Source organism: Sphingomonas sp. BRN-1R (genome assembly GCF_057748035.1).
This window is the reverse complement of sequence record NZ_CM173236.1, coordinates 4,095,403-4,120,959: the sequence shown is the minus strand read 5'-3', so window position 1 is coordinate 4,120,959 and position 25,557 is coordinate 4,095,403. Positions and strand designations below refer to the sequence as shown.

Annotated in this window: 25 protein-coding genes; 19 read left to right on the top strand and 6 right to left on the bottom strand. The window is 68.0% G+C overall.

All coding sequences use genetic code 11. From position 1 onward, the window contains the following. Positions 1-254 precede the first annotated feature (254 nt). The 15 genes from AC3ANX_RS19245 (at position 255) to AC3ANX_RS19175 (ending at position 13,590) form a co-directional block, all read left to right on the top strand. Complete coding sequence (locus AC3ANX_RS19245) at positions 255-545, top strand: flagellar basal body rod protein FlgB (protein WP_488337006.1); 291 nt, start codon at positions 255-257, stop codon at positions 543-545. Between the two features lies 1 nt (position 546). Beyond that, a complete protein-coding gene (flgC, locus tag AC3ANX_RS19240) occupies positions 547-954 on the top strand; it encodes a flagellar basal body rod protein FlgC (protein WP_488334826.1) in 408 nt (135 codons plus the stop codon). Position 955: 1 nt separating this feature from the next. Next, positions 956-1,648, top strand: coding sequence for a flagellar hook assembly protein FlgD (locus AC3ANX_RS19235; RefSeq protein WP_488334825.1), 693 nt, complete (start codon positions 956-958; stop codon positions 1,646-1,648). 31 nt (positions 1,649-1,679) lie between these two features. Next, positions 1,680-2,942 carry a flagellar hook protein FlgE gene (locus AC3ANX_RS19230; RefSeq protein WP_488334824.1) on the top strand — a complete coding sequence of 421 codons (1,263 nt, stop codon included), beginning with the start codon at positions 1,680-1,682 and terminating at the stop codon, positions 2,940-2,942. Between the two features lie 6 nt (positions 2,943-2,948). Further along, the gene (gene flgF, locus AC3ANX_RS19225; protein ID WP_488334823.1) at positions 2,949-3,698 is read left to right on the top strand and encodes a flagellar basal-body rod protein FlgF; all 750 of its coding nucleotides are present in this window, start codon (positions 2,949-2,951) and stop codon (positions 3,696-3,698) included. Between the two features lie 12 nt (positions 3,699-3,710). After that, a complete protein-coding gene (gene flgG / locus AC3ANX_RS19220; RefSeq protein WP_488334822.1) occupies positions 3,711-4,499 on the top strand; it encodes a flagellar basal-body rod protein FlgG in 789 nt (262 codons plus the stop codon). Beyond that, positions 4,499-5,194 carry a flagellar basal body L-ring protein FlgH gene (locus AC3ANX_RS19215; RefSeq protein WP_488334821.1) on the top strand — a complete coding sequence of 232 codons (696 nt, stop codon included), beginning with the start codon at positions 4,499-4,501 and terminating at the stop codon, positions 5,192-5,194. The genes flgG and AC3ANX_RS19215 overlap by 1 nt, the downstream gene beginning before the upstream one ends. Before the next feature lie 199 nt (positions 5,195-5,393). Then, complete coding sequence (locus AC3ANX_RS19210) at positions 5,394-6,458, top strand: flagellar basal body P-ring protein FlgI (RefSeq protein WP_488334820.1); 1,065 nt, start codon at positions 5,394-5,396, stop codon at positions 6,456-6,458. After that, a complete protein-coding gene (locus AC3ANX_RS19205; RefSeq protein ID WP_488334819.1) occupies positions 6,455-6,784 on the top strand; it encodes a rod-binding protein in 330 nt (109 codons plus the stop codon). The genes AC3ANX_RS19210 and AC3ANX_RS19205 overlap by 4 nt, the downstream gene beginning before the upstream one ends. Further along, entirely contained in the window at positions 6,781-8,121 is a 1,341-nt protein-coding gene (gene flgK, locus AC3ANX_RS19200; protein ID WP_488334818.1) for a flagellar hook-associated protein FlgK, read from the top strand. The genes AC3ANX_RS19205 and flgK overlap by 4 nt, the downstream gene beginning before the upstream one ends. Positions 8,122-8,128: 7 nt before the next feature. Beyond that, complete coding sequence (locus AC3ANX_RS19195) at positions 8,129-9,040, top strand: flagellin N-terminal helical domain-containing protein (protein ID WP_488334817.1); 912 nt, start codon at positions 8,129-8,131, stop codon at positions 9,038-9,040. A 105-nt stretch (positions 9,041-9,145) separates the two neighbouring features. After that, a complete protein-coding gene (motA, locus tag AC3ANX_RS19190; protein WP_242148449.1) occupies positions 9,146-10,009 on the top strand; it encodes a flagellar motor stator protein MotA in 864 nt (287 codons plus the stop codon). Between the two features lie 125 nt (positions 10,010-10,134). Next, a complete protein-coding gene (locus AC3ANX_RS19185; RefSeq protein ID WP_488334816.1) occupies positions 10,135-11,040 on the top strand; it encodes a flagellar motor protein MotB in 906 nt (301 codons plus the stop codon). Next, a complete protein-coding gene (locus tag AC3ANX_RS19180; protein WP_488334815.1) occupies positions 11,037-12,425 on the top strand; it encodes a glycosyltransferase in 1,389 nt (462 codons plus the stop codon). Before AC3ANX_RS19185 ends, AC3ANX_RS19180 begins: the two co-directional genes overlap by 4 nt. A 10-nt stretch (positions 12,426-12,435) precedes the next feature. Continuing rightward, the gene (locus AC3ANX_RS19175; RefSeq protein ID WP_488334814.1) at positions 12,436-13,590 is read left to right on the top strand and encodes a GNAT family N-acetyltransferase; all 1,155 of its coding nucleotides are present in this window, start codon (positions 12,436-12,438) and stop codon (positions 13,588-13,590) included. A gap of 24 nt (positions 13,591-13,614) precedes the next feature. Here the strand turns inward: AC3ANX_RS19175 and AC3ANX_RS19170 are convergent, their stop codons facing one another. From AC3ANX_RS19170 to AC3ANX_RS19155, 4 genes are all read right to left on the bottom strand, one after another. Beyond that, positions 13,615-15,204, bottom strand: a complete 1,590-nt coding sequence (locus AC3ANX_RS19170) for a hypothetical protein (RefSeq protein ID WP_488334813.1) — start codon at positions 15,202-15,204, stop codon at positions 13,615-13,617. A 10-nt stretch (positions 15,205-15,214) separates the two neighbouring features. After that, entirely contained in the window at positions 15,215-16,759 is a 1,545-nt protein-coding gene (locus tag AC3ANX_RS19165) for a hypothetical protein (protein ID WP_488334812.1), read from the bottom strand. Between the two features lie 21 nt (positions 16,760-16,780). After that, positions 16,781-18,517, bottom strand: a complete 1,737-nt coding sequence (locus AC3ANX_RS19160) for a hypothetical protein (RefSeq protein ID WP_488334811.1) — start codon at positions 18,515-18,517, stop codon at positions 16,781-16,783. Positions 18,518-18,667: 150 nt separating this feature from the next. Beyond that, positions 18,668-19,915 carry an argininosuccinate synthase gene (locus AC3ANX_RS19155; RefSeq protein WP_488334810.1) on the bottom strand — a complete coding sequence of 416 codons (1,248 nt, stop codon included), beginning with the start codon at positions 19,913-19,915 and terminating at the stop codon, positions 18,668-18,670. Positions 19,916-20,150: 235 nt separating this feature from the next. Here AC3ANX_RS19155 and AC3ANX_RS19150 point away from each other — a divergent pair, with 235 nt between their 5' ends. After that, complete coding sequence (locus tag AC3ANX_RS19150; RefSeq protein WP_488334809.1) at positions 20,151-20,651, top strand: LuxR C-terminal-related transcriptional regulator; 501 nt, start codon at positions 20,151-20,153, stop codon at positions 20,649-20,651. 185 nt (positions 20,652-20,836) lie between these two features. Further along, positions 20,837-21,286, top strand: coding sequence for a hypothetical protein (locus AC3ANX_RS19145; protein ID WP_488334808.1), 450 nt, complete (start codon positions 20,837-20,839; stop codon positions 21,284-21,286). Positions 21,287-21,599: 313 nt separating this feature from the next. Here the strand turns inward: AC3ANX_RS19145 and AC3ANX_RS19140 are convergent, their stop codons facing one another. Continuing rightward, positions 21,600-22,391: an OmpA family protein gene (locus AC3ANX_RS19140; protein ID WP_488334807.1), complete on the bottom strand. Its 792-nt coding sequence runs from the start codon at positions 22,389-22,391 to the stop codon at positions 21,600-21,602. Between the two features lie 84 nt (positions 22,392-22,475). Then, positions 22,476-23,537 (bottom strand): DNA replication/repair protein RecF, encoded by a 1,062-nt coding sequence (recF, locus tag AC3ANX_RS19135; RefSeq protein ID WP_488334806.1) that lies wholly within the window; start codon positions 23,535-23,537, stop codon positions 22,476-22,478. 136 nt (positions 23,538-23,673) lie between these two features. Between recF and AC3ANX_RS19130 the strand changes: the two genes are divergently transcribed. Together AC3ANX_RS19130 and AC3ANX_RS19125 are read left to right on the top strand one after the other, a co-directional pair. Then, positions 23,674-24,240: a carboxymuconolactone decarboxylase family protein gene (locus AC3ANX_RS19130; protein WP_488334805.1), complete on the top strand. Its 567-nt coding sequence runs from the start codon at positions 23,674-23,676 to the stop codon at positions 24,238-24,240. 191 nt (positions 24,241-24,431) lie between these two features. After that, positions 24,432-25,196, top strand: coding sequence for a hypothetical protein (locus tag AC3ANX_RS19125; RefSeq protein WP_488334804.1), 765 nt, complete (start codon positions 24,432-24,434; stop codon positions 25,194-25,196). Positions 25,197-25,557: the final 361 nt, after the last annotated feature.

The window sequence follows — 25,557 nt, the reverse complement described above, 5'->3', positions numbered from 1 at the left end:
TCACCGGCAAGCGTTTGCCGGCAACCACCGCCCCATCCGTTCGTCCCGAGCGAAGTCGAGGGGCAAGCCCGGTGCGCGGGTGTCTCGACTTCGCTTGACACGAACGGTTTTCTTACGGCGTTTGCACTTCGAGCAAAACTGGCACGCCCTTTGCTGAGTATCCTCGCGCAATCTTGCGCAGGAGTTCGAGCCCGGTGGCCGACAATACGCTTTTCGGTATCCATGCCAGTGCCCTCGAGGTGCGATCGCAGCGCATGGGGGTGCTCGCGTCGAACATCGCCAACGCCTCGACGCCGGGCTTCAAGGCGAAGGACATCGACTTCCAGTCGGCCTTGTCCTCGCTGGAAAGCGGCAGCGGCGTCGACAGCGGCATGGCGGCGGCGACCAAATACCGCGTGCCCAACCAGCCTTCGATGGACGGCAACACAGTGGAACTCTCCACCGAACAGACCGCCTTCGCCGAGAATGCCGTCCAGTATCAGACGACGCTCTCGTTCCTGAACGGCCGCATCTCGCAGATCAACCGCGCGCTGAAGGGGGAGTAACATGTCCAGCCCGCTCACCATCTTCCAGGTCGCGGGGCGCGCCATGTCGGCGCAGCTCGTGCGGATGAACACCACTGCCTCCAACCTCGCCAATGCCGGCGCGGTCGCGTCGAGCGCGGACACCGCCTACCGCTCGATCAAGCCGGTGTTCCGCACGCAATATGACAACGCCTCCGGCCTCGCCACGGTCGATGTCGAGCAGGTGGTGACGGCAGGTCAGGACCCCACCAAGCGCTACGATCCCGCCAGCCCGATGGCCGACAAGGACGGCAACGTCTGGGAAAGCGCGGTCGATGAGACGCGCGAGATGGTCGACATGATGGAGACCTCGCGCAGCTACCAGAACAACGTCGAAGTGATGCAGACCGCCAAGTCGCTGATCCTCGATACCCTCAAGATGGGACGATAAGATGAGCGACTTCGACACGACGCTGGCCAATCTCGGCATCAACAGCACGAGCGGCACGTCGGGCACCACGGGCACCGCCAACACCACGAGCGGATCGACCACGCTCGGCCAGTCCGATTTCCTCAAGCTGCTCACCGCGCAGCTCAACAATCAGGACCCGTTCAGCCCGGTCGACAACACGCAGATGGTCGCGCAGATGGCGCAGATCTCGACCTCCTCGGGGGTCGGCGATCTCAACACCACCCTGAAGGCGATCTCCGACAAGCTGGCCGGCACCAGCACCGCCGACGCGCTCTCCTATGTCGGCAAGACCGTGCTGACCGCCGGCTCGACCGCCTATGGCCGCACATCGGGCGGGATCGCCGGCGCGGTCGAACTCGGTGCGGCGGCAAGCGACGTCAAGGTGACGATCAGCGACGCGAGCGGCAACACGCTGAAGACGCTGTCGCTCGGCGCGCAGGCCGCCGGGACCGCCACCTACGATTGGGACGGCACCACCGACAGCGGCGCTTCGGCCGGCACCGGGCCTTTCAAGGTCTCGGTCGCGGCGCAGAACAACGGCGCCACCGTCACCGCCACCGGCCTCGTCTGGGCGCCAGTCGAATCGGTGTCGGTGCCGTCCTCGGGCACGCCATCGCTCAGCGTCACCGGCATCGGCACCGTCGCGATCGGCGACGTCCGCTCGGTCGGCTGATTTCCATCCCTTCCCGCGCAAGGATCCTTCCATGACCTTCTACACCTCGCTGTCCGGCCTTCAGGCGGCACAGACCGACATGTCGACCATCTCGAACAACCTCGCCAACGTCTCGAGCGATGGTTTCAAGAAGAGCCGCAGCGACTTCGCCGACGTGATGGCGACCAACTTCTACACCGATCCCAAGACGCAGGTCGGCATGGGCGCGACGCTGACGCAGAACGTCCAGCAGTTCGGGGAGGGCAACCTCAAGACCACCGGCGGCGCGCTCGACCTCGCGATTTCGGGCGACGGTTTCTTCGCGGTGCAGACCGGCAACTCGGCAAGCGGCGCGGTCGCCTATACGCGCAACGGCGGTTTCTCGGTCGGCAGCGATCACACCATCATCGACGCGCAGGGCAGCGCGCTGCTCGCCTATCCGGTGGACGCATCGGGCAACGTCACCGCGACCGGCACCGACGGGCTCACCAAGGTGACGATCCCCACCACCAGCGGCACGCCGACCGCGACCTCGAAGGTGACGCTCGACGTCAACCTCGCCAGCGGCGCGGCGACGCCGACCACGACGTTCGACCGCAGCAATCCCTCGACCTACAACAACTCCGCCACGACGACGATCTACGACGCGAGCGGCAACGCGCAGACGCTGACCAACTATTTCGTGCGCGACAGCAGCGCCGACACCGACATGTCGACCGGCTGGACAATGTATTCCTATGCGGGCGACCAGCAGCTCACCAGCGGCGGCGCGGCCGGCGTGTCCGTAAGCTTCGACGCGAGCGGCACGATGACGAGCCCGACCACCGCGACTGCGTTCGATGCCTATACGCCCGCCGCCACCGGCGTGTCGCAGACGCTGTCGCTCGATCTCGCCGGATCGACGCAGAAGGCCTCGACCTTCTCGGTCGCGGCGCGCAGCCAAGACGGCGCCGCGGTCGGCCAGTTCTCGGGCATCAGCGTCGGCAAGGACGGCGTCATCACCGCGAGCTTCTCGAACGGCGACAGCAAGGCGCTCGGCAAGGTGGCGATCGCCAACTTCACGACACCGACAGGCCTGCGTCAGCTTGGCAACAGCTACTGGAGCCCGACCGGCATTTCGGGTCAGGCATCGCTCGGCCAATCGGGCGACAATGGCTACGGCTCGGTCATGTCCGGCACGATCGAAGGCTCGAACGTCGATATCACCGAGGAGCTGGTCAACCTGATCGCAGCGCAGCGCAACTTCCAGGCGAACTCCAAGGCGCTCGATACGCAGAGCCAGCTCATCCAGACCATCTTCCAGATCCAGAGCTGATCCTAGATGGACAAGCTGGTCTATACCGCGGCGACGGGCCTCAAGGCGCACATGCAGGCGCAGGCCGCGATCGCCAACAACATGGCGAACGCGGCGACGATCGGCTTCCGTGCCGATCGCGCGCTGTTCGACCGCGTGAACATGACCGGCGACGGCTTCGACACGCGCATGCCCGCCTCGGAAGAGGTGCTCGACATCGACCGTACCGCCGGCGCGATCACTCAGACCGGCCGCCCGCTCGACATCGCGATCCCCGGCGAAAGCTGGCTCGCGGTGCAGGCGCCCGACGGCACCGAGGCGTACACCCGGCGCGGCGACCTTCAGGTCAACGCATCGGGCGTGCTGGAGACGGGCGACGGCTTCCCGGTGATCGGCGCGTCGGGCGGGCCGATCACCGTGCCGCCCGCGCAGAGCATCAAGGTCGCCGAGGACGGATCGCTGATGATCGTACCCAACGGCGGCGATCCGACGCGTCCGCAGATCCTCGACAAGCTGAAACTCGCCAGCCCCAAGGGCAGCCAGACCGTCAAGGGCCTCGACAACCTGCTGCGCGTGAAGGGCGGCGGCGTGCTGCCGCAGGACATGGACGCCAAGGTCGAGGGCGGGGCGCTCGAACAGTCCAACGTCAACATGACGCAGGCGCTGGTCGACATGATCGAGAACCAGCGCAGCTACGAGGTTCAGGCGAACCTGATGAAAGAAGCCAAGACGATGGACGAGAGCGCCGCTTCGGTGATGCGCGTCTCCAGCCAGTAAGGGAAAAAGACCATGACCAGTGCAGCCATGCATATCGCCCGCACCGGGCTCGACGCGCAGGACATGCGGATGCGCGTGATCTCGAACAACCTCGCGAACGTCAACACCACCGCCTACAAGGCCGATCGCGCCAATTTCGAGACGCTCGCCTACCAGACGATCACCTCGCCCGGATCGCCCAGCACGGCGGAATCGAACTATGCGACCGGGCTCAACCTCGGCACCGGCGTGCGCATTCAGGGCACCTCGCGGATCGACACGCAAGGCTCGATGCAGACCACCGGCAGCAGCCTCGACATGGCGCTCGACGGGGACGGCTATTTCCAGGTGCAGATGCCCGGCGGCACGCTCGGCTACACGCGCGCGGGCAATTTCTCGCGTTCGTCGGAAGGGCTGCTCGTCACCTCCGAAGGCTATCAGGTGCAGCCCGGCATCACCATTCCGGAGGGCGCCAGCTCGCTGACGATCGGCACCGACGGCACCGTCTCGGCGATCGTGCCGGGGCAGACCACCGCGACGCAGCTCGGGCAGATCCAGGTGGCGAGCTTCCCCAATTCGGCGGGGCTGGCGGCGACCGGCGACAATTACCTGACCGAAACCGCCGCGAGCGGCACCGCCAACCTCGGCGTGCCGGGACAGGACGGGCGCGGCAACGTGCGGCAGGGCATGCTGGAGGCGTCGAACGTCAACGTCGTCGAGGAACTGGTCGACATGATCGAGACGCAGCGCGCCTATGAGGTCAATTCGAAGATGATCTCGGCGACCGACGACATGCTCAAATACGTCAACCAGAACATCTGATGCGGACGCCTCTTTCCTTCGCCGCCGGCTTCTGCGCCGGCTCCGTGCTGGTGCTGCTGTGCGCGCCGGCTCAGGCCGACGCCAAGCTGTTCGGCACCAAGAAGCCGCCGGTCGATTACTCGACCGTCATGGCGAGCGTGCCCGATGCGCCGCCGCCCGCCGATGGCGCGATCTTTCAGGCGAGCACCGGCTATGCCGCGCTGTACGAGGGCGCGCGCGCACGGCGGGTCGGCGACGTGGTGACGATCGTGCTGGTGGAAAGCACCGCCGCGTCGAAATCGGCGAGTTCCAAGCTCGGATCGAGCGGCACGTTCGGCATCACCCCGCCCACTACCGGCTCGCTGTCGCTGTTCGCCGGCACCGACGCGACCGTCAGCGGCAATCGCAGCTTCAACGGGCAGGGCGCGGCCGATCAGTCCAACTCGCTGTCGGGCGAGGTGAGCGTCACGATCAGCAAGGTACTGCCGGGCGGCACGATGCTGGTGCAGGGCCAGAAGCGCGTCACGCTCAACCGCGGTGACGAGTTCGTCCAGATCAAGGGGCTGATCCGCCCTGCCGACATCGACACGCAGAACCGCGTGCTCTCGACGCGGGTGGCCGACGCGCAGATCGCCTATACCGGCAAGGGCGACGTCGCGCGCGCCAGCCGGCAGGGCTGGCTGAGCCGGTTCTTCTCGGTGGTGAGCCCGTTCTGATCGGGCGCTAAACTGGCACGATGCTTGCTGCGTAGGCGGTATGATGCGCCTTGAAAGGTCAACGATGTTCCGCCTCCTCCCCCAGCCCCGTTCGTCCCGAGCGAAGTCGAGGGACATGCGTGTCGCGCAGGTATCTCGACTTCGCTCGACACGAACGGTTTGGGAGCGGGTCGCTTTAGCGTGCCTGGCGTGCGCGGCGATGTTCCTTGCGGCCACCCCCGCCGCCGCCGACCGGATCAAGGATCTCGGCACCTTCCAAGGCATCCGCTCGAACCAGCTCACCGGCTATGGCATCGTCGTCGGCCTGCCCGGCAGCGGCGACGACAATCTCGAATATACCATCCAGTCGATGAAGGCGGTGGCGTCGCGCTTCGGGTTACAACTGCCGCCTAACGTCAACCCCGGCCTCAAGAATGCGGCGGTAGTGATGGTCACGGCCGATCTGCCCGCCTTCGCCAAGCCCGGCCAGCGGCTCGACATCACCGTCGCGTCGATGGGTAAGGCCAAGAGCTTGCGCGGCGGCGCGCTGATCCTCACGCCTTTGATCGGCGCCGACGGCCAGATCTACGCGATGGCGCAGGGTAATCTCGCGGTCGGCGGATTGGGCGCGGAGGGCAAGGACGGCTCGCAGATCGTCATCAACGTCCCCTCGACCGGCCGCATCCCGGAGGGGGCGACGGTGGAGCGCGCGGTGCAGACCGGGTTCGAGACGTCGCCCAACCTGACCTACAACCTCACCCGCGCGGACTTCACCACCGCGCAGAACGTCGCCGCCGCGATCAACGGCCGGCTCGGCGCGGGCACCGCCGAGGCGACCGATGCGGTGTCGGTCAAGGTGCGTGCGCCGGTCGGCGGCGATGTGCGCGCGACGCTGATGAGCGAGATCGAGAATCTCGACGTGGTCGCCGCCGAACCGCCCGCACGGGTGATCGTCAATGCACGCACCGGCACCGTCGTCATCAACTCGACCGTCCGCGTCGGCACCGCCGCCGTGACGCACGGCAAGCTCACCGTGCGCATCGACGAGAAGGAAGGCGTCAGCCAGCCCGCACCGTTCAGCCAGGGCCAGACCACCAAGGTCCAGAAGAGCAGCGTCGCGGTCGACGAGGAGAAACACCCGATGTTCCTGATCCAGCCCGGCCCCAAGCTCGCCGACGTGGTCAAGGCGGTGAACGCGATCGGCGCGTCGCCGGCCGATCTGGTCGCCATCCTCGAGGCGCTGAAGGAAGCCGGCGCGCTCAAGGCGGATCTCATCATCCTGTGACCGACATCTCCGCCCCCCCCTCGTCTTCCCTTGGCGGCATCGGCCAGGACACGAGCCGTCTCGCCACGCGCGCCAACCTCGAAAAGGCGGGCAAGCAGTTCGAGGCGACGTTCACCTCGATGATGCTCAAGTCGATGCGCTCGACCCATCTCGCCGACGATTTGTTCTCGTCCAAGGCGCTCGACACGTTCAAGGACATGCAGGACAAGCAGATCGCGCAAACCTGGGCCGACAAGGCGCCGCTCGGCATCGGCAAGGCGATGACAGACTTCCTCGCCAAGTCGCAGGCCAATCTCCAGCCTGATACGAAGGCGAAGACGCCGTGAGCGACCTGCTCAACATCGGCGCCAGTGGGGTGCGCGCGTATCAGAGCGCGCTCACCACCGTGTCCGACAACATCGCCAACGCCGGCACCACCGGCTACACGCGCCGCACGACCGGCCTGAAGGAAGTCGTCGCGCCCGGCGGTGTGGCGGCGGGGCAGGCGGTGAGCGCGAACGGCGTCGCCGTCACCGGCACGGTGCGGCTGGCGGATGCGCAAAAGGCCGCCGACGTGCGCGCGTCGAGCGCCGATCTCGCGCGCAGCGATGCGAGCATCACCACGCTCACCGGCATCCAGAACGCGCTGACCGGCAGCGCGATCGGCGACCGGCTGGCGGATTTCTTCAACGCCGCCAATGCCGTCGCCGCCGATCCAAGCGCATCGGCGCCGCGTTCGACCATGCTCGAAGCGGCCAATTCGGTGGCGAGCGCCTTCACCACCACCGGCAAGGCGCTCGATAATGTCGCGGCCGATCTCGACGTGACGGCGGAGAACGGCGTCGAGACGCTCACCACGCTGGGCGCGGCGCTCGCCAAGATCAACGACGGGCTCGGCCGCGCCACCGCCGGCACCAGCACGGCGGCCGGCTTGCAGGACCAGCGCGACCAGATCCTCGACCAGATGAGCGCGATCAGCGACGTCTCGGTGTCGACCGACGCGGCCGGCCGCGCGACGGTGCGGCTCGGCGGGGCGAGCGGTCCGACGCTCGTGTCGGGCAGCAACGCGGGTGCGGTGACGTATGTGCGCGACGGCGGCAGCGTGTCGTTCGCGGTCCATTATGCGGGCGAGATCACCACGCTCACCCCGAACGGCGGCGCGCTCGCCGGCGTGGCGGATGGCGCGCAACGCATTGCCGATGCGCGTAACCAACTCGACACGATCGCAACCAATTTCACCACCGGCATCAACGCGGTGCAGGCGCAAGGGGCCGACCTGAACGGCACCGCCGGCGCGGCGATGTTCGCGACCGGCGCCTCCGCGACCGATATCTCGCTGTCGCTCACCGATCCGAACGGCATCGCCGCAGCCGCGGTCGGCGGCGGCACGCGCGACAACAGCAACCTGACCGCGCTCGCGAGCCTGCGCACCTCGGGCAAATACGAGAGCGACACGACGGCGCTCGTCGCGGGCAATGCCGCTACGCTGTCGAGCCGCCAGACCATCGCCGACGCGCAATCCTCGATCCGCGACGGTGCGGTGGCGGCGCGCGACGCGGTCGGCGGCGTCAACCTCGACAATGAGGCGGTCGATCTGATGCGCTTCCAGCAGGCCTATTCGGCGTCGAGCCGGGTGATCCAGGTCGCGCGCGATACCTTCCAGTCCATTCTCGACATCCGCTAGGCGCGCCATGCAGATCAGCACCAACCAGTTCTATTCCAACGCCGCGTCGCTGATGGCGAAGCTGACGGGAGCGACCAACGATATCCAGAACCAGATATCGTCGACCAAGAAATACGATGCGCCGTCGGACAACGTCGTCGCCTATCAACAGCTTTCGACGATCAAGCAGGCGACCGCCAACGACAGCGCCTATGCGTCGAACGTCACACTCGCGCAGAGCCTGCTTCAGCAATCCGATTCGACGCTGACCTCGGTCGAGAACGATCTCACCAAGGCGCAAGGGCTCGTCACCCAGGCCAACAGCGACACGCTCACCGATGCGCAGCGCGCGACGATCTCGACGCAGTTGAAGGCGGTGATGGACGATCTCGTCAGCCTCGCCAACACCAAGGACGCGCGCGGCCAGCCGCTGTACGGCGCGGCGACCGGCGACAGCGCGGTGACGAAGAATGCGGATGGAACGGTCAGCTTCACCGGCACCGGCACGCCCGCGTCGATCCCGATCGGCGACGGCGCCAGCATCCAGGCAAGCGACAGCGCCGAACGCGTGTTCGGGGGCGTCCAGACCGCGAGCGGCACCACCGACGTGTTCTCGATCCTGTCGAAAGTGACCAAGGCGCTCGACGCGGGCGGCGACGTGAGCGCCGCGTTGACGGATGCCGGCGACGGGCTGAGCGCGGCGCTGACGCAGGTGACAGGCGTGCACGGCGCAGTCGGCGCGCGCGAGGCGCGGCTCGACCTCACCGCGACGCAGTTGACGACCAGCGCCACCAACCACGAGGCCGACCGCTCGGCGATCGAGGATACCGACATCACCACCGCCGTCACCCAGTTGCAGAAGACGATGACGGTGCTTCAGGCGACGCAGGCGAGCTTCACCAAGCTGAGTTCGCTGTCGTTGTTCGATTATCTGAAGTGAGCGTGCGGGGCGTTGGGCGCACGGTAACGAAATCGGGTTAAGCGAGAGCGTTAGCGGTCGTTCTCTATACAGAGCGGTTTGCGCGCAGGGGGATTTCCACACACCATGTTTCCGGTCATCGGCCTCGTCGTCCTCCTCGTCATGATCTTCGGCGGTTTCGCGATCACCGGCGGCGCGCTCGGCCCCGTGATGGAGGCGATCCCGCACGAGATGATGATCATCGGCGGCGCGGCGGTCGGCGCGCTCATCATCGGCAATTCGATGAAGGAGCTGAAGGCGCTGGGCGGCGGCCTGGGCAAGGTGTTCAAGGGGCCGAAGTACAAGAAGCAGGATTATCTCGACACGATTTTCCTCGTGTCGAAACTGATGAAGATGCTGCGCACCGACGGCCCGATCGCGCTGGAGCCGCATGTCGAAGACCCGAAATCCTCTGCCGTCTTCGCCGAATATCCGCGCCTGCTGGCCGACCATACGCTCGTCAACCTGATCGCCGATACCTTGCGGCTGGTGGTCGTCTCCTCGGGCACGCTCGACGTGCATGCGGTCGAGGAGGTGATGGACAATATGATCAAGACCCACCACCACGAGGTCGAAGGGCCGCAGGGCACGATCGCCGGTCTCGCCGACGCCTTGCCCGCGCTCGGCATCGTCGCGGCGGTGCTCGGCGTGGTGAAGACGATGGGCTCGATCGACAAGCCACCCGCCATTCTCGGCGCGATGATCGGCTCGGCGCTGGTCGGCACGTTCATGGGCGTGCTGCTGGCCTACGGCATCGTCGCACCGCTCGCCAATCGCCTGAAGCAGGTGATCGACGCGGATGCGGCGATCTACCATGTCGTCAAGCAGATCATCATCGCCTCGCTGCACGGCCACCCGCAGCCGCTGGTGATCGAGGCGGCGCGGTCCGGCATCGCGCATTCCAACCAGCCCGGCTTCGCCGAAGTGTTCGACGGGCTGCGGGGGCGGTAAGTGATGGATGCCCCGCCCCCCCCCAACCGTTCGTGCCGAGCGAAGTCGAGGCACCCTTCTCTGTCCCTCGACTTCGCTCGGGATGAACGGGTTTATGCGTCTATCTCTAGGCGGGAAGCCCACTGATGGCCGCCGCCCGCGCGCCGCATGGCAACAACCAGCCGCCCAAGATCATCTACAAGAAGATCTATATCGAGGGTCACGGCGGCCATCACGGTGGCGCGTGGAAGGTCGCCTATGCCGATTTCGTGACCGCGATGATGGCGTTCTTCCTGCTGATGTGGTTGCTCGGCGCCACCAACGAGAAGCAGCGCAAAGCGCTCGCCGATTATTTCTCGCCGACCCTGGTCGAGCTGAAGCAGAACAGCGCCGGTTCGAACGGCATCTTCGGCGGCGATTCGATCACCGCGCGCGACAATTACCCGCATGGTGCGAAGCAGACCGGCACCCGCTCGATGACGATCCCGGTCGATGCCGAAGGCGGCACCCAGGTCGGCACCGGCCAGACCGGATCGCTCAAGAACAAGGAGATCGCCGCGCAGGACGCCAAGGCGTTTGCGGCGATGCACCGTCGGATCGAGCAGCAGATGGCGGCGAGCCCCAAGCTGTCCAAGCTCGCCAGCCACGTCCGATTCGTGCGCACGCGCGACGGATTGCGCATCGATCTGGTCGACGATGCCGATTATTCGATGTTCGCGCTCGGCACCACGCAGCTCGATCCGCAGGCGGCGACGCTGATCGGGATGATCGCCGAATCGATCAAGGATACGCCCAACCCGATCATGATCCGCGGCCACACCGACAGCCTTGGTTATGGCGACCCGCTGGCGATGAACAACTGGATGCTGTCGAGCGGCCGCGCCGAGGCGACGCGCCGCCGGTTGGAGGCGGGCGGCATCCCCGAGAACCGCTTCAACCGGATCGAGGGCGTGGCGGACCGTGAGCCGATGATTGCCAAGACGCCGACCGATCCGCGCAACCGGCGGGTCGCGATCACCTTGCTGTACCGCGCGGGTGCGTTCGGCGAATGATGGCTGCGTGGTCGTCTGTGCGGCTGGCGGTGCAGGCGGCGCTGGCGGTGCTGTTCCTCTACGCCTTGGTGTCGCTGCCGGGGTTCGGCGCGCGCTGGGGCTGGTCGGCGGGCGGATTCGCGCTGCTGGTCGGCTGGACGGGCGCGGCGGCGGCGGGGGTGTGGGCATTCGCGCGACGCCCGCGCTGGCCGAGGCTCCTCGGCATGGCGCTGGTGCTCGCCGCGTTGCGCTGCGGATCGGCGGCGGTCGCCGATGGGCGCGTCTCGCCGGGCGATCCGCATGCCTATGTCGAACTGGCGCGCAACCTGCTGCTGCACGGCGACTTCGGCATCTACGACTCTGGCATGGGCGTCTATTTCCACGCTTTCTACCCGCCGCTTTACCCGCTGTTGCTGGCAGGGTGGGGCGCGGTGCTGGGTTTTTCGACCGGCTCGATCCTGGTGTTCGGCACGCTGATCGACGGCATGGCGGCGGTGCTGATCGCGCTGCTCGGCCGCCGGCTCGGCGATGCGGCGGCGGGTGCGCGGGCGGCTTGGCTGTATCTGGTGTGGCCCTCGGTGGTGTTCTCCGCACCGCTCGCGCAGAAGGAGGGGCTGTGCGTCGTGCTGGTGCTGCTGCTCGCGCGCGGGTGGCTGCGCAACGCGGGCGGGTGGCGCGGAGCGGCGGCGATCGGCGTCCCCGCCGGGCTGCTCGCGTTGACGCAACCGGGACAGGCGCCGCTCGCCGCGCTGTTCGGATTGGTGTTGTGGCGACAGTTCGGGCTCGGCAGCGTGGTCCGGCGCGGTCTTGCCGCCGTGCCGTTCGCGGTGCTGGTGATGCTGCCGTGGTGGGTTCGTAATGCACTGGTTTTCGGCGGTTTCGTGCCGCTCACCAGCGCGGGCGGGCTGAGCCTGTGGGTCGGCAACAACGCGCAGGCGACCGGCAATTGGATGCCGCCCCCGCCAGACCTGCACGGGCTGCCCGAACGGACGATCGGCCAGCGTGGCGGCGCGCTGGCGCTGGCGTGGATCAGACACGATCCGGCGGGCTTCGTGCGGCTGACCGCGACCAAGTTCGTGCGCGCCTGCGGGGTCGGCATCTTCGGCGTGGTGCGGCTGGAGGCGATGACGCCGAGCATTCCTCGCCCGCTCGCCGCGCTGCTGTGGCCGGTGTCGCACCTTGGCCATGCCGCGCTGCTCGCGCTCGCCGCGTGGCGGGCGGGATCGCGCACGGTGCCGATGCCGCTGGTGCTGCTCGTCGCCGCCTGCGGGCTGCAACTCGGACTGTTCGGCGTGTGGTTCGAATTCGGCGAGCGTCACCGCGACTTCGTCACGCCCTTCCTGCTTCTGCTGCTGTGCTGGCCGCTTGCGCAGACACCGGTTGGAAAAGCCGCGCCGACACCCTAGTTTACCCCATGTGAGCAGCCCCCCAGTCACTGCCCAGCCAGTCACCGCCCGGATCGTCGACGGTGTCGCGGCCGTGCCCGCCGCCGAGTGGGATGCCTGCGCCGGCGCGGACCATCCGTTCCTCAGCCACGCCTTCCTGTCGATCCTCGAAGAATCGGGCAGCGCCACGCCGCGCACTGGCTGGCAGCCCGTACCAGTGGTGATCGACGGCGCGGACGGCACCGCCGCCGCGATCGCACCCGCTTATGCCAAGAGCCACAGCCAGGGCGAATATGTGTTCGATCACGCCTGGGCCGACGCTTATCAACGCGCGGGCGGGGACTATTACCCCAAGCTCCAGATCGCGGTGCCGTTCACGCCCGCGCCCGGGCCGCGCCTGCTGCTGCGCGACGCCACGCTCGCGCCCGCGCTGATTGCCGCGCTCGAATCGGTGACCGACCAGCACGGCCTGTCCTCCGCGCACGCGACCTTCATCGCGCCTGAGCAGGTGCCGGTGTTCGAAGCGGCAGGCTGGCTGATCCGCGAGGGCACGCAGTTCCACTGGCGCAACGAGGGTTACGCCAGCTTCGACGATTTCCTCGGCGCGCTGTCGAGCCGCAAGCGCAAGGCGATCCGCAAGGAGCGCGCGGGCGCGCTGGCGGGCGGCATCACCGTGCGCCACCTCACCGGCGCGGAACTGACCGAGGCGGCGTGGGATGCGTTCTGGGTGTTCTATCAGGATACCGGCTCGCGCAAATGGGGGCGGCCGTACCTGACGCGGCAGTTCTTCTCGCTGCTCGGCGAGCGGATGGGCGAGCATGTGCTGCTGATGCTCGCCGAACGCGATGGCCGGCCGATCGCGGGGGCGCTCAACCTGATCGGCGCGGATACGCTCTACGGCCGCTACTGGGGCTGTACCGAAGAGGTGCCGTTCCTCCATTTCGAGCTGTGCTATTATCAGGCGATCGACGCGGCGATCGCGCTCGGCAAGACCGTGGTCGAGGCGGGCGCGCAGGGCGAGCACAAGCTGGCGCGCGGCTATGCGCCGGTGTCGACCTGGTCGGCGCACTATATTCCCGACCCGAACTTCCGCCGCGCCATTGCCGACTTCCTCGTCCGGGAGCGGGCCTCGGTGGAAAGCGAGCAGGAGTATCTCGGCGAGCTGACGCCGTTCAAAAAGGCTTAGGCCGCAGCGGTATCGCCGAAGCGCCTAGCGGTGGATGATCGGCGCGCGCAGTTCGACGTCGCTCACCACCGGTCCCGGCTGGCTGTGGTCGACCTTGTAGAGCACGCTCGTCCCGTCGCGCCACACCTCAACCAGTCCCGCCGCGAGGCGCGGATCATAGGCGGGCGGCTCGATCAGCCAGACATAATCGAACGCATCGCGCGGGAAGCGGGCCAGCGAGGTCGAGATCGGCCGCCACCATTCGCGCGGGCATTGCACCGCGGTGACGATCTCGGACGGATCGTGCGCATAGCGGCGCGCCTTGGCGTAGCGGGTGGTGAGCAATTGCGCGCCCGCCATCGACCATTGATCGTTCGAATAGGCGAGTCTGCGTTCGAGCGCGATGGCGGGGAGATGTTCGAGCCGCGATGCGGTCCAGTCGCCATAGCATTTCTCGCCGACGAACGAGACCAGCCGCGCGCCGACCGGCAGATGGTCGATCGCCTTCAGCTCGCGCTCGATCTTGTCGGCATAGATCCAGAAGCTCCAGGTGGTGGTGGCGATGCGGCCGAGGAAGAAGGCGCAGCCCAGCGTCGCCAGCACCGCCGCGCCGCGGGGCGAGACGCCGGCGCGCGGGCGAATCGCGATCACCGCGATTGCCATCATGAACGGCACCAGCCGCATGTCGGCATAGGCCGATCCGAACACGATGCGCGGCAGCACGATATAGACGAGCAGCAGGAACAACGCCGACAGGCCGAGGTTGCGCGAATATTGGATGGTCGGATCGCGAAAACCGCGTGCCAGGATCATCAGCACCACCGCGACGCTGGCGATGTCCAGCAGCTCCCACCGATCGCGGAACACCATCACCATCCAGCCGATCTTGGCGCGCCAGTTGAACCAGTCGGTGGTGAGCCCGCCGACATGGTCGCCGCTCCGCCAGAACACCATCAGCACCATCGGCAACGCGAGCGGCACGCAGGCGAGCCCGGCGCGGATGATCGCGCGGTGCCAGCGGCGCCCGGCGTCATGCTGGCGGATCAGCTCGGCGGAGAAGGCGAGTACGCCCAATGTCCCCCAGCCGAACGTATGGCACAGCCACAACAGGCAGGAGAGCGGCACGAACAGCGCGGCGCGCAAGCGCAGCCGCTCGAACCGGGCGAGGCGCAGCCACAGCGCGAACAGGTTGAGCGCGATCGCCATCGACAGTTCGAAATTCACGAAGCCGAAGTGGAACGGATAGCCATAGGCGAGCGGCAGCGCGAACAGCGCCGTCGCCGGGATACGTCCATGCACCTCGCGCGCGATCCACAGCAGCCCCGAAACGGTGAGCGCGGGGATGGCGATGACGATCAGCTTGACGCCGAGTTCGAGCCCGAACAGCTTCGCCATGGGCACGATGAGCAGGTCGATGCCGAGATTGCCGATCAGCTGCCAGCGGAAATCGAACCATTCCTTGAGGAACGGGTGGTCGTCGAGCGCGAGTTGCACGCGGTAGCGGCCCATATGGCCCGGCAGGTCGACCAGCGGCGGTATCTCCGGGCGCAGCAAGGGCACCATCGCGATCAGCGTCGCGGCGATCACGAACAGACGTGTCTGCCACCAACGCGGCGCTTGCTCCGGTCCAACCATCCGGGGGCTTCTAGCGATGTGGCGTGGCGTGCGGAAGCGCGAACAGGAAATCGCGCCCATCGCTCCAGACGAGCCGTGCGCTGCCGAGTGCGCGCGGGTCGATCCGCGCGGGCGTGATGAGCCAGATCAGGTCGAACCGGTCGCGCGGCAGCTCGGTCAGTGCCCGATCGAGCGTGCGGAACTCGGGGCTTGGCGGGCACGGCGCGTCCATCACGATCTGCGACGGATCGGTCGCGAAGCCGGCGATGCCGGGCGCGGTGACGGTGAGCAGCGCGGTCGAGCCGAGATCGAACTGATCGTTGGAGAAGGCCGCGCGCCGCACGATCGCCATCGCCGGCAGATGCCCGCTGCGCGTCATCCGCCACGGCTGCTCGCAGGTCGCGCCGACAAAGGCGGCGACGCGGCTCCCGCGCGGAATATGGTCTAGCGCGGCGAGATGGCGCGTCCAGTCGCGGCTCTCGATGGCGAAGCTGGCGGTGCCGGCGGCAGTGCGCGCGACGAGGAAAGCGAGTGCGGCCAGCGCGAACGCCTGCCGCCGGCGCTGCTTGACCCGCGCGTTGAAGCGGATCGACAGCAAGGCGAGGATGATCGCATAGGGCGCGATCCGCATGTCGGCATAGGCCGCGCCGAACGGCATCGCCACGAACAGGATCAGCAGCCCCAGCGCGGCGGCGGCGAGCATCGGCGCATGGACGAAGCGGCGGTCGCGGTAGCTGCGGTAGATCACCAGCGCGACCAGGAATGCGGACGCGAGATCGAACGGCTGCCAGCGGTCGCGCAGGCTCATCACCAGCCAGCCGGGCTTGAGGTGGAGGCCGAGCAGCCAGTCGCCGGCCGGGTGCGCGCCGCCCGGCCGCCACGCGAGCAGCATCAGCGCGGGCGGCGCGAGCGGCAGACAGGCGAACGCGGCGCGCCAGCCGCTGTCGATCCAGCCGCGCCGCGTGCCGTCTGTCTCGACCGCGCGGGCACGCACCAGTTCGGCGGAGAAGGCCATCACGCCGAGGCAGAGCCAGCCGAACAGATGCGCGGTCCAGATCAGCGCCGACACCGCGACGAATACGCCGGCGCGCAACCGCCGCCGTCGCGCCAGCCGCAGCCACAGCGCGAAGGCATTGAGCGCGAGCGCCATCGCCAGCGTGTAGTTGAGGAAGCCGTACAGGAAGGCGAGGTGATAGGCGAAGGGCAGCGCGAAATAGGCGCTCGGCTGGACGCGGCCATGCGCCTCGCGCGACAGCCACAGCATGCCGGCGGCGGCGAGGACGGGAATCGCGACGACGATCGCCTTCACCGCCGGTTCCAGCCCGACCAGCGGCGCGAGCGCGGCGACGAGCAGATCGACCCCGAGATAGCCGATCGGCTTCCACGCGAAATGATACCATGCGCCGAGCGTCGCCGCGTCGGTGCCGAGCATCACGCGGTAGCGGCCCATGTGTCCGGGCAGATCGGTGAGCGGCGGCACCGCCGGCCACAGCAGCGGCACCGCGCTCAGCACCAGCGCGAGCGCGACGCACCAACGCGTCTCCCACCACGGACGATGCACCGCGGGCGGGGTCACGCGTTCATCCTGCCCGGAAGGTCAGCGCTGCGCCGGCAGGGCAGCCGACGCCACCATATAGAGCGTCAGCGCGCCGCGCTGGCCGGCCGGCCGCAACCACGCAGGCGGATGGCCGCCGCGAAGCTGCGCGGCGAAGCGCGGCGGGGTGGGCAATTCGGCGAAACTGTCGGAGCACAGCGCAACATAGCGCACCCGCCAGCCGCGCACCACCGCCGCCGCCTGATCGGGCGTGCCGAGGAAGGCGCGGTACACCGCAAGATTGCCTGCGTCGTTGCGATGATAGGGCGCGCCGACCACGCCGAGCCGGGTCGCGCCGATCGCGAACGCACCGAGATCGAGCGGCGCGAGCAGCCGTCCCGCCGGCTGCGCGGCGAGCAGCGCGAGCGCCTCCGGGCTGGTGCAGCCGACCCCGCCCGCAGCCGGTGCGGCACCGGCGGGCGCGGGCGCGAGCGCCTGCGCGGCGAGGGGGTAGAGCATCCCCGCCGAAGCGAGCCACGCCCCCGCCAGCCACCCCGCGCCGCGCGCGCGCGCCGCTGCGATCGCGGCGGCCAGCGCGGGCGCGGAAAGGATCGCGCCGGCATAGGCGCCGCGCAACTGCCAGCAGGTCAGCGCGAAGGCAGCGAGCTGGAGCGCGAGCAGCACGCTCCAGCGCCGGTCGCGCGTCCGCACACGCTGCCACAGCGCCGCGGCGACGCCGGCGACCATCAGCCCGGCATAGCCGATCGCGGTGCCCGGCGGCGCGGCGAACAGCGGCTGCGCCTCACCGACGCGACCGAGCCAGAGCTGGCGCAGCAGCGGATCGACCCCGCCATACGGCGACAGGCAGGCCGGCGAAACCGTGACGGCGGCGGCGAGCAGCAGCCCGCCGATCGCCAGACCAAGCACCGCGCGTGCCGCCGGGCGCGTCACGTCACGCGCGGCCAGCGCCAGCAGGAGCGGCGCGAACGCGCATGTCACCGCGGCGCGCCACGCGGTCGCGGTGAAGCCGTCGCACGCCGGATACAGCCACCCGTCGCTGCGAAACAGGATCGAGGCGGCGAGCAGCGCGGTCACCGTGCCGATGCCGAACCCCATCATGCGGTCGTCCGCGCCCGGTCGTGCGCGCACCCAGTCGAGCGCGATCAGCACGCCGACCACCGCGAACAACGGCGCGGTCTCCAGCCCGATGACCAGGCTGGCGGCGGCGGCGAGCCCCGCAATGATGCCCGCGTTCATCGCCGGCGCCGACAGCAGCGCACGGACGGTGACGAGCAGCAGGACGATCTGAAGCCCGTGATGGTCGATCCGCCCGGGCAGGAAGATCGTGGTGGCGGGATAGGCCACGCCGGCGACGATGATGGCGGTGCGCGCGATTCTGCCACCGCCAAGCGCGCGCGCGACCCCCGCGACCAGCGCCAGTGCGGCGGCGAACAACAGCGTCGGCCAGACCAGCACTGCGGTCAACTCGGCGGTGTGCCGGCCGGCCAGCGGGGTCAGCGCGGCGATGATCGCGCCCGGCACGAGATCGGCAAGCCGCGACCAGTGCATCGCGAGACCGGGCGGCAGGCCGAGCCGGTGCTGCGCGAGATCGGCGAAGCGCTGCCCGGCCAGCCAGTCGCGGATCTGCTGGAGCCGCATGACGTCGTCGGTGTCGGGCAGGCGCAGCGCGGCGAGGTTATGCCAGTCGCGCACCGTCCAGCACAGCGCCAGCACCGCCGCCAGCGCGCACGCCGCCAGCACGTCTCCGGTCCAGCGCCGCCGTTCGGTTCCCGCCCACATCGCGCCCGCTTACCGCGCGGATGGTTAAGCCGGAGTAATGAGCGCTGCGGTCTCTCACGCTATCCGTTCGTGTCGAGCGACGTCGAGACACCTGCGCAACTCTGGCGCGTGTCCCTAGACTTCGCTCGGGATGAACGGATGGCGTTATGGTCAGCCCTGATCGCGCCGCCCGAGCAGCCGCAGCCGCAGCGCGTTCAGCTTGATGAAGCCCGCCGCGTCGCGCTGGTCATAGGCGCCCTGATCGTCCTCGAACGTGACGACCTTCTCCGAATAAAGCGAATAGGGCGATTTGCGCCCGGTCACGTGCACGCCGCCCTTGTAGAGCTTCAACCGCACCGTGCCCGTCACCTTCGCCTGGCTGTGGTCGATCGCGGCCTGCAACATCTCGCGCTCGGGCGAGAACCAGAAGCCGTTATAGACCAGCTCGGCATACCGCGGCGCGAGTTCGTCCTTGAGGTGCGCCGCACCGCGATCGAGCGTTAGTTGCTCGATGCCACGATGCGCGAGGTGATAGATCGTGCCGCCCGGCGTCTCGTACATGCCGCGCGACTTCATGCCGACGAAGCGGTTCTCAACCAGATCGAGCCGGCCGATGCCATGCTTGCGGCCGAGTTCGTTGAGCGTTTCCAGCAGCGTGGCGGGCGACATGCCGACGCCGTTGACCGCGACGCCGTCGCCACCCTCGAAGTCGATCGTGATGATCTCGGGCTCGTTGGGTGCGTCTTCCGGGTTGACGGTGCGCGAATAGACATAGTCGGGCACCTCCTGCCACGGATCCTCGAGCACCTTACCCTCGGACGAGGTGTGGAGCATGTTCGCGTCGGTCGAGAACGGCGATTCGCCGCGCTTGTCCTTCGAAACCGCGATCTGGTGCTGTTCGGCGAACTCGATCAGCCGGGTGCGGCTGGTGAGATCCCACTCACGCCACGGCGCGATCACCTTGATATCGGGCGCGAGCGCGTAATAGCCGAGTTCGAAGCGGACCTGATCGTTGCCCTTGCCGGTCGCGCCGTGGCTGACCGCATCGGCGTTCACCATGCGCGCGATCTCGATCTGGCGCTTGGCGATCAGCGGCCGCGCGATCGACGTGCCGAGCAGATACAGCCCCTCGTACAGCGCGTTGGCGCGCATCATCGGGAAGACGTAATCCTTGACGAACGTCTCGCGCAGATCGTCGATGAAGATGTGCTCAGGTTTAACGCCGGCGGCTTCCGCCTTCTTGCGCGCGGGCTCCAGCTCCTCGCCCTGGCCCAGATCGGCGGTGAAGGTGACGACCTCGCAGTTATAGGTCTGCTGGAGCCACTTCAGGATCACCGAAGTATCGAGGCCGCCCGAATAGGCGAGGACCACCCGGTTGATGCCGGCGTCGCCGGCGGGACGATTGATCTGATCGGACATACGGGGCTCCGGCGTGAAGGGAAATCGCTCGCGCCTCTAAGCGGCGCTCGGACGCGGCGCAACACCGATGCGGTGCCGACAGCGAGAGGAGCGCGCGGCGGTATCGGAGCGGACCGCGCTCCGCGCCGTTGCGCTGGTGTCTTCATACTGGCGTGTTAGCGTGATTCCGATGTCTGGCGATGCGAATCGGTTAACTCCGAAACAGTCTCAATGCCTCGCGCTGGTCGGCGAAGGCATGACGAGCAAGGAAATCGCGCGCGCGCTCGGCCTCTCCGCCCGCACGGTCGACGATCATGTAGAAAAGGCGCGAGTCAAACTTAACGCTCCGACACGACAGCGCGCTGCGGCTATTTTCCGTGCGCAACGGGACCGCGAAGGCGCTGCCGCCGCCCCGCAAACGACACCGTATCAACTACGGCGTGAGCCGCCGGCAGTGGACGAGTTGCCCGATGTCGAGCCAATCCAGGCCTCGACACAGAGGCTGAACGACAGCGGGACCGTGCCTTTCGAGCCCTTCCCCGCCGTCGCGACAGCTCGACCACCGTCACTCCAGCCGCGGGAGCTTCACCATCCGTCACCGTCGACCCTGGCCATCGTCCGGCAGATCTGCGCCACGGCGGCAGCCATCGCGCTGATCGTGCTGGCCTATCCGCAGCTTGTTCAGGGAGCGGAGGCAATCGCCTCCTTCATACTCAAAACCACATCACGAGACCGGGGCGCTGACGTTCCCCGGTAGGGGGACCTATGCTTGCAACCCATGACATGTTCCGCGTTCGTCGCGTCTCGCCGGTGCAGCCCGACAAGGCGGGTCGATTAAGACGCTTTGCTGCAAAACCACCTTCCCGATGCGGTGAGCCGTGAATCGAGATCGCCAGATAGTGGCGGCTTGACCGGCTGGATGCATCCTGCTCCGGGCCGGTCATGCTTCACGCTTTGATTCAAATCTACGTGCATGCCTTTTTCCCGCTGTGCCTGCTGACGCTTTGCGCCGCGATCCGCTGGGGCAGCACGACGGAGCGGTTTGTCGCATGGTCCTTCGTTACAGCATCCGTGATGCAGACGGTTTTGCTGGCCCTGTTCGGCCAGAATTACCGTCACCTCGAGCCGACGGTGGCGATCGTCGATCTTGCCCTGCTGGCGGCGCTCTGCCGCGCGAGTTTGCGCGATCCGCAATGGTGGGTGCTTACCGTGTGCGCCGTTCAATTGCTGTCCGCTTCGGCGCACCTCGGGCACCTGGCGGATCTGGGCATGTCGCCGTTGGCTTACGCGATCCTGACGGGAACCGGTGGATATCCGACACAGATCCTGCTGATCGCTGGGATCTTCAGGCGTCGCTCTCGCCTGCGCACGCACGCCGAAGGTTTGCGGTAACGTCGCGGCCGTCGCTTGACAGTCTGGCCGATCGCCTCGCCCCACCCTGCCGTCTCGCCCGTCGCTACGACGGCAATCAAAGGCTGCGCGCGCTGAACGTTTTGTACGAGTCCGTGCGCGAAGTCGCCGGGAGAACGGGCGTCGCGCCAAACGTGGTTCGCGCATGCGACCTTATCTGTACCGATCTGATCGATGACGTGGCGTTCGCTCTGGGGCTGTGGATGTCGCCCCGCGATTGATGCGACACTTCCAGCCGCTTTCCTGACGCAGCGGGCGATGGCGACCGATCTTCGGCCGGCATCGCCCCGCGACCTTACCGCGCGAACGTATCCGCGCGCTGGCCGAGCAGCGTCACCTCGACCCGCCGGTTGAGCCGCATCCCCGCCGGCGTCGTGTTGGTGGCGACCGGATCGGCCTCGCCATGCCCGCGCACGCGGAAGCGCGCGCGCACCACGCCGAGATCGTCGAACGCGGCGCGTACGCTCTCCGCGCGGCGCTCGGACAGAACCTGATTGTGCGCGTCGGTGCCGCGCGAATCGGTGAAGCCGTCGATCGAGACGCGCACGCCGCCATTGTCCTTCAGATAGTCGGCGAGCGCACGCAGCTTGTCGATCGCATGCGGACGCAGCACCGCCGAGTCGGTCTGGAACAGCACGTCCTCCTGCAAGGTCATGCGCGCGCCCTCGGGCGTCTGGCGGAAGTGATAGTCGCGCATCGCGGCGCGGTCCCAATGGCCGGGCCCGGTGACGATCTCCTCGCGCACCACGACGCGGTCTGGGCCACGGTGATCCCAGTCGAAGCGGCCGCGATTGGGGCCGGCGGCATCGGCGAAGGCGCGGTTGGCGGCGTCCGCCTCGCGCCGGTTGATGAAGCCGTCGCGGTTGAAGTCGAAGTTGCGCATCACGAACGCGCGGCCGCGCGGGGTGCCGCGCAATTCGGGGAACAGCATCGGCACGCCCGGCCCGGCGAGCCGGTAGGGGCGGTCGCCCGGGCCCCAGTCCCAGCGGCCCCGGTCCCCATGCCCTTGGGCGGTGGCGGGCAGCGCCGCGAACAGGCTGGTGGTCGCAGCCGCGACAGCGAGGATCAAGCCTTTGGTCGTCATCATCTCATCTCCCTATGGCCCCCGCCATGAGACGATCTGTGCCGCGCCCCGCTTGAACGCGCGGTGAGCCGTGTCGAAAGCTGGCGTTCAGCGAATCGGCAGTGCGAGTCGTGTGGCGTCGCCGGTCAGTTCGGCGAACAGCGCCGCTTCGGTGCCGGTCATCCACACCTGCCCCTTGCCCGACAGCGCCTCGAACAGGGCAGCGCGGCGGCGCGGGTCGAGGTGCGCCGCCACCTCGTCGAGCAGCAGCACCGGATGCCGCCCGGTCCGTTCCGCCACCAGCCGGGCATGGGCGAGCACGATGCCGAGCAGCAACGCCTTCTGTTCGCCGGTCGAGCACAGGGCCGCCGCCTGTGCCTTGTCGAGATGGGTGACGGCAAGATCGCTGCGATGCGGCCCCACCAGGGTCCGCCCCGCCGCCATGTCTCGCCGCCGCCCGCCGGCCAGATCGGCGGCGAGTGTGGCGCTCTCCCCGGTCCAGCCCGCCAGCACGAGCCCGGCGCGCGCGAACGGACCCTCGGGCTGCGCGGCGAGGCGGCCGCCGAGCGCCGCCACCGTCTCGCGCCGCGCGGTGTCGATCGCCGCGCCATGTTCGGCCATCTGCGCTTCGAGCGCAGTCAGCCACTCGGCATCGAGCGGCCCGCCGTCGGCCGCCTCGCCGAGCAGCCGGTTGCGTGCGCGCATCGCCGCCTCGTAGCGGTTGGCGTGGACCGCGTGGCCGGGCGCGAGCGCGAGCGTCAGCCGGTCGAGGAAGCGGCGGCGCTCGGACGCGGGCTCGACGAACAGCCGATCCATCGCTGGCGTCAGCCACAGCACCGTCGCCCATTCGGCAAGCGCGGTGGCGGCGGCGGCGGCACCCTGGATGCGCACCACGCGTCGTTCCGACGCAGTGGGGAGCGTGCCGGTGGCGATCTGTACATCGTCCCCGATCGTCGCAGCGACGCCGAAGCCGCCCTTGCCACTTTGCCGCGCCATTTCGCCGAGCGCGGCCTGCCGCAAGCCCCGCCCGGGCGCAAGCAGCGACACCGCCTCGATCACGTTGGTCTTGCCCGCGCCGTTCTCGCCGGTCAGCACGACGAAGCCCGCGCCGGGTTCCAGCGTCAGGTCGGCATGGTTGCGGAAATCGGTGAGGACGAGGCGTGACAGCATCGCGAACGGCCTTAGCCCGTTTGAAAACTCGCGAAAGAGCGAGTTTCAGGCGGTGCCACGGATACATGACGCCGGTTTCACGCAACCGCCGCACGAACCCGGCTATTGAGCACACGTCCCCACAAGGAGAAGCCCGATGCGCCTGCCCCTGATCGCTCCCGCCGACCTCTCGCCCGAACAGAAGCCGCTGTATGAGGACATGAAGGCCGGCATCGCTACCAACTTCAACGATTTCAAGGTGCTGTCCGACGACGGCGCGCTGATGGGGCCGTGGAACCCGTGGCTGCACGAACCCGTCATCGGCAAGGCGGTGTGGGATCTCACCAAAGCGATGTCGATGCAGGCGACGCTGCCCGACCCTGCGCGCCAGATCGCGATCCTCGTCACCGGCGCGCATTTCGATGCGGCGTACGAGATCTACGCGCATATCGCCGTGGCCGAGCGCGAGAAGATGTCGCCTGCGCGCCTGTCCACGCTGTGCGCCAACATCAAGCCCGCCGATCTCTCCGCGGAGGAGAGCGTCGCCTATGACGTCGCCTTCGCGCTGGTGAACGGCGGCGTCCTGCCCGAACCGTGCTATCGCCTCGCGGTGGAGACGTTCGGCCAGCACGGCGCCAACGAGCTGATCTATCTGGTCGGCCTCTATGCCTTGGTGTCGATGACGCTCAACGGTTTCAACGTGCCCGTGCCCGAGCGCGATTGACCGCCTTACTTCCGACATGACGCGAACGTCATTTCGCCGTCCGCCCGCGTCCATGTAGATCGGCTTAGGTGAAGCGTTGCGGCGCAACACCCGGCCCCCTATGGCTCGGCTGCCCGTTCGAACGGACGGGTGCCGGGCAGGGGGCGCACGGGCCGGAGCGGTGGTGAAACGGGCGTGGGTCTTTTGCGCGGATGATGCTGGCAGGCGGTTACGAATATTGGCGTTGGCACGATCGGTCGTTCCGGCGGCACGCCTTCGCGTTCGGGCTCGCGCTCGCGATCGAACTGGCGATCGCGCTGCTGGTGCTGCTGTGGGGCTCGCAGCGCCCGGCGGCGACCCCGCCCAAGCCGAGTGAACTGCACCTGTTCGTGCCTTCCGAAGTGCCCGATCCCGCCAAGAAGCCTGCCGCCAAGGGCGAGAAGTCGCCCGTCCAGCACGCGCAGAAGGCGACCGCGCCCAAGATCACCAAACCCAAGCCCGAGATCACGCCGCCCCCGCCGGTGGTGGTGCCGCCCAAGCTCATCACCATGAGCCAGGACGATTTCGCCGCCACCGACATCTCCAAACTGCCCACCCACGGCAGCGACAGCGGCGACGACAAGCCCGGCGGCGGCAATAACGGCGGCGCGGCCTATGGGCCGGGCGAAGGGCCGGGCGGCGAGCGGCTGTTCAACGCCGAATGGTATCGCGAGCCGACCGACGCCGAGCTGAACGGCTATATGCCCAAGAACGTCGAAGATCCCGAATATGCCGACATCGCCTGCCGGACGATCGAAGCCTATCATGTCGACAATTGCCGATCGCTCGGTGAATCGCCGATCGGCTCGGGCCTCTCGCGCGCGATGCGGCTGGCGGCGTGGCAGTTCCTCGTCCGGCCGCCGCGCGTCGGCGGCAAGCCGATGGTCGGCGCGTGGGTGCGCATCCACATCTATTTCACGCGGCGCGCGGCGAAGTAGCGCAGGACTCATCAAACGCGCCGTGCGTGTCGAGCGAAGTCGAGACACCTGCGCGTGGAGCATGCCCCTCGACTTCGCTCGGGACGAACTGTGTAGAGCGGCATTCGCTGCACGCACCGCGTGAGCCGACCTTCTCCAACCCCGTTCGTGCTAAGTAGGGATCGAGTAGGCGCGTAGCGCCGTATCGAGAGCCCGTATCGAAGCACAGGTAGCGCGCGGGGCATATCCTTCGATACACTACCTCGATACGCCCTGCGGGCTACTCGGCAGCTACTCAGGACGAACGGGAGAAGGAAGCGAACAGACGGACAGGCGCGCGGGCTTACGGGCAGAGGCGCTAGAGCGCCCCCCCAAACCCCCA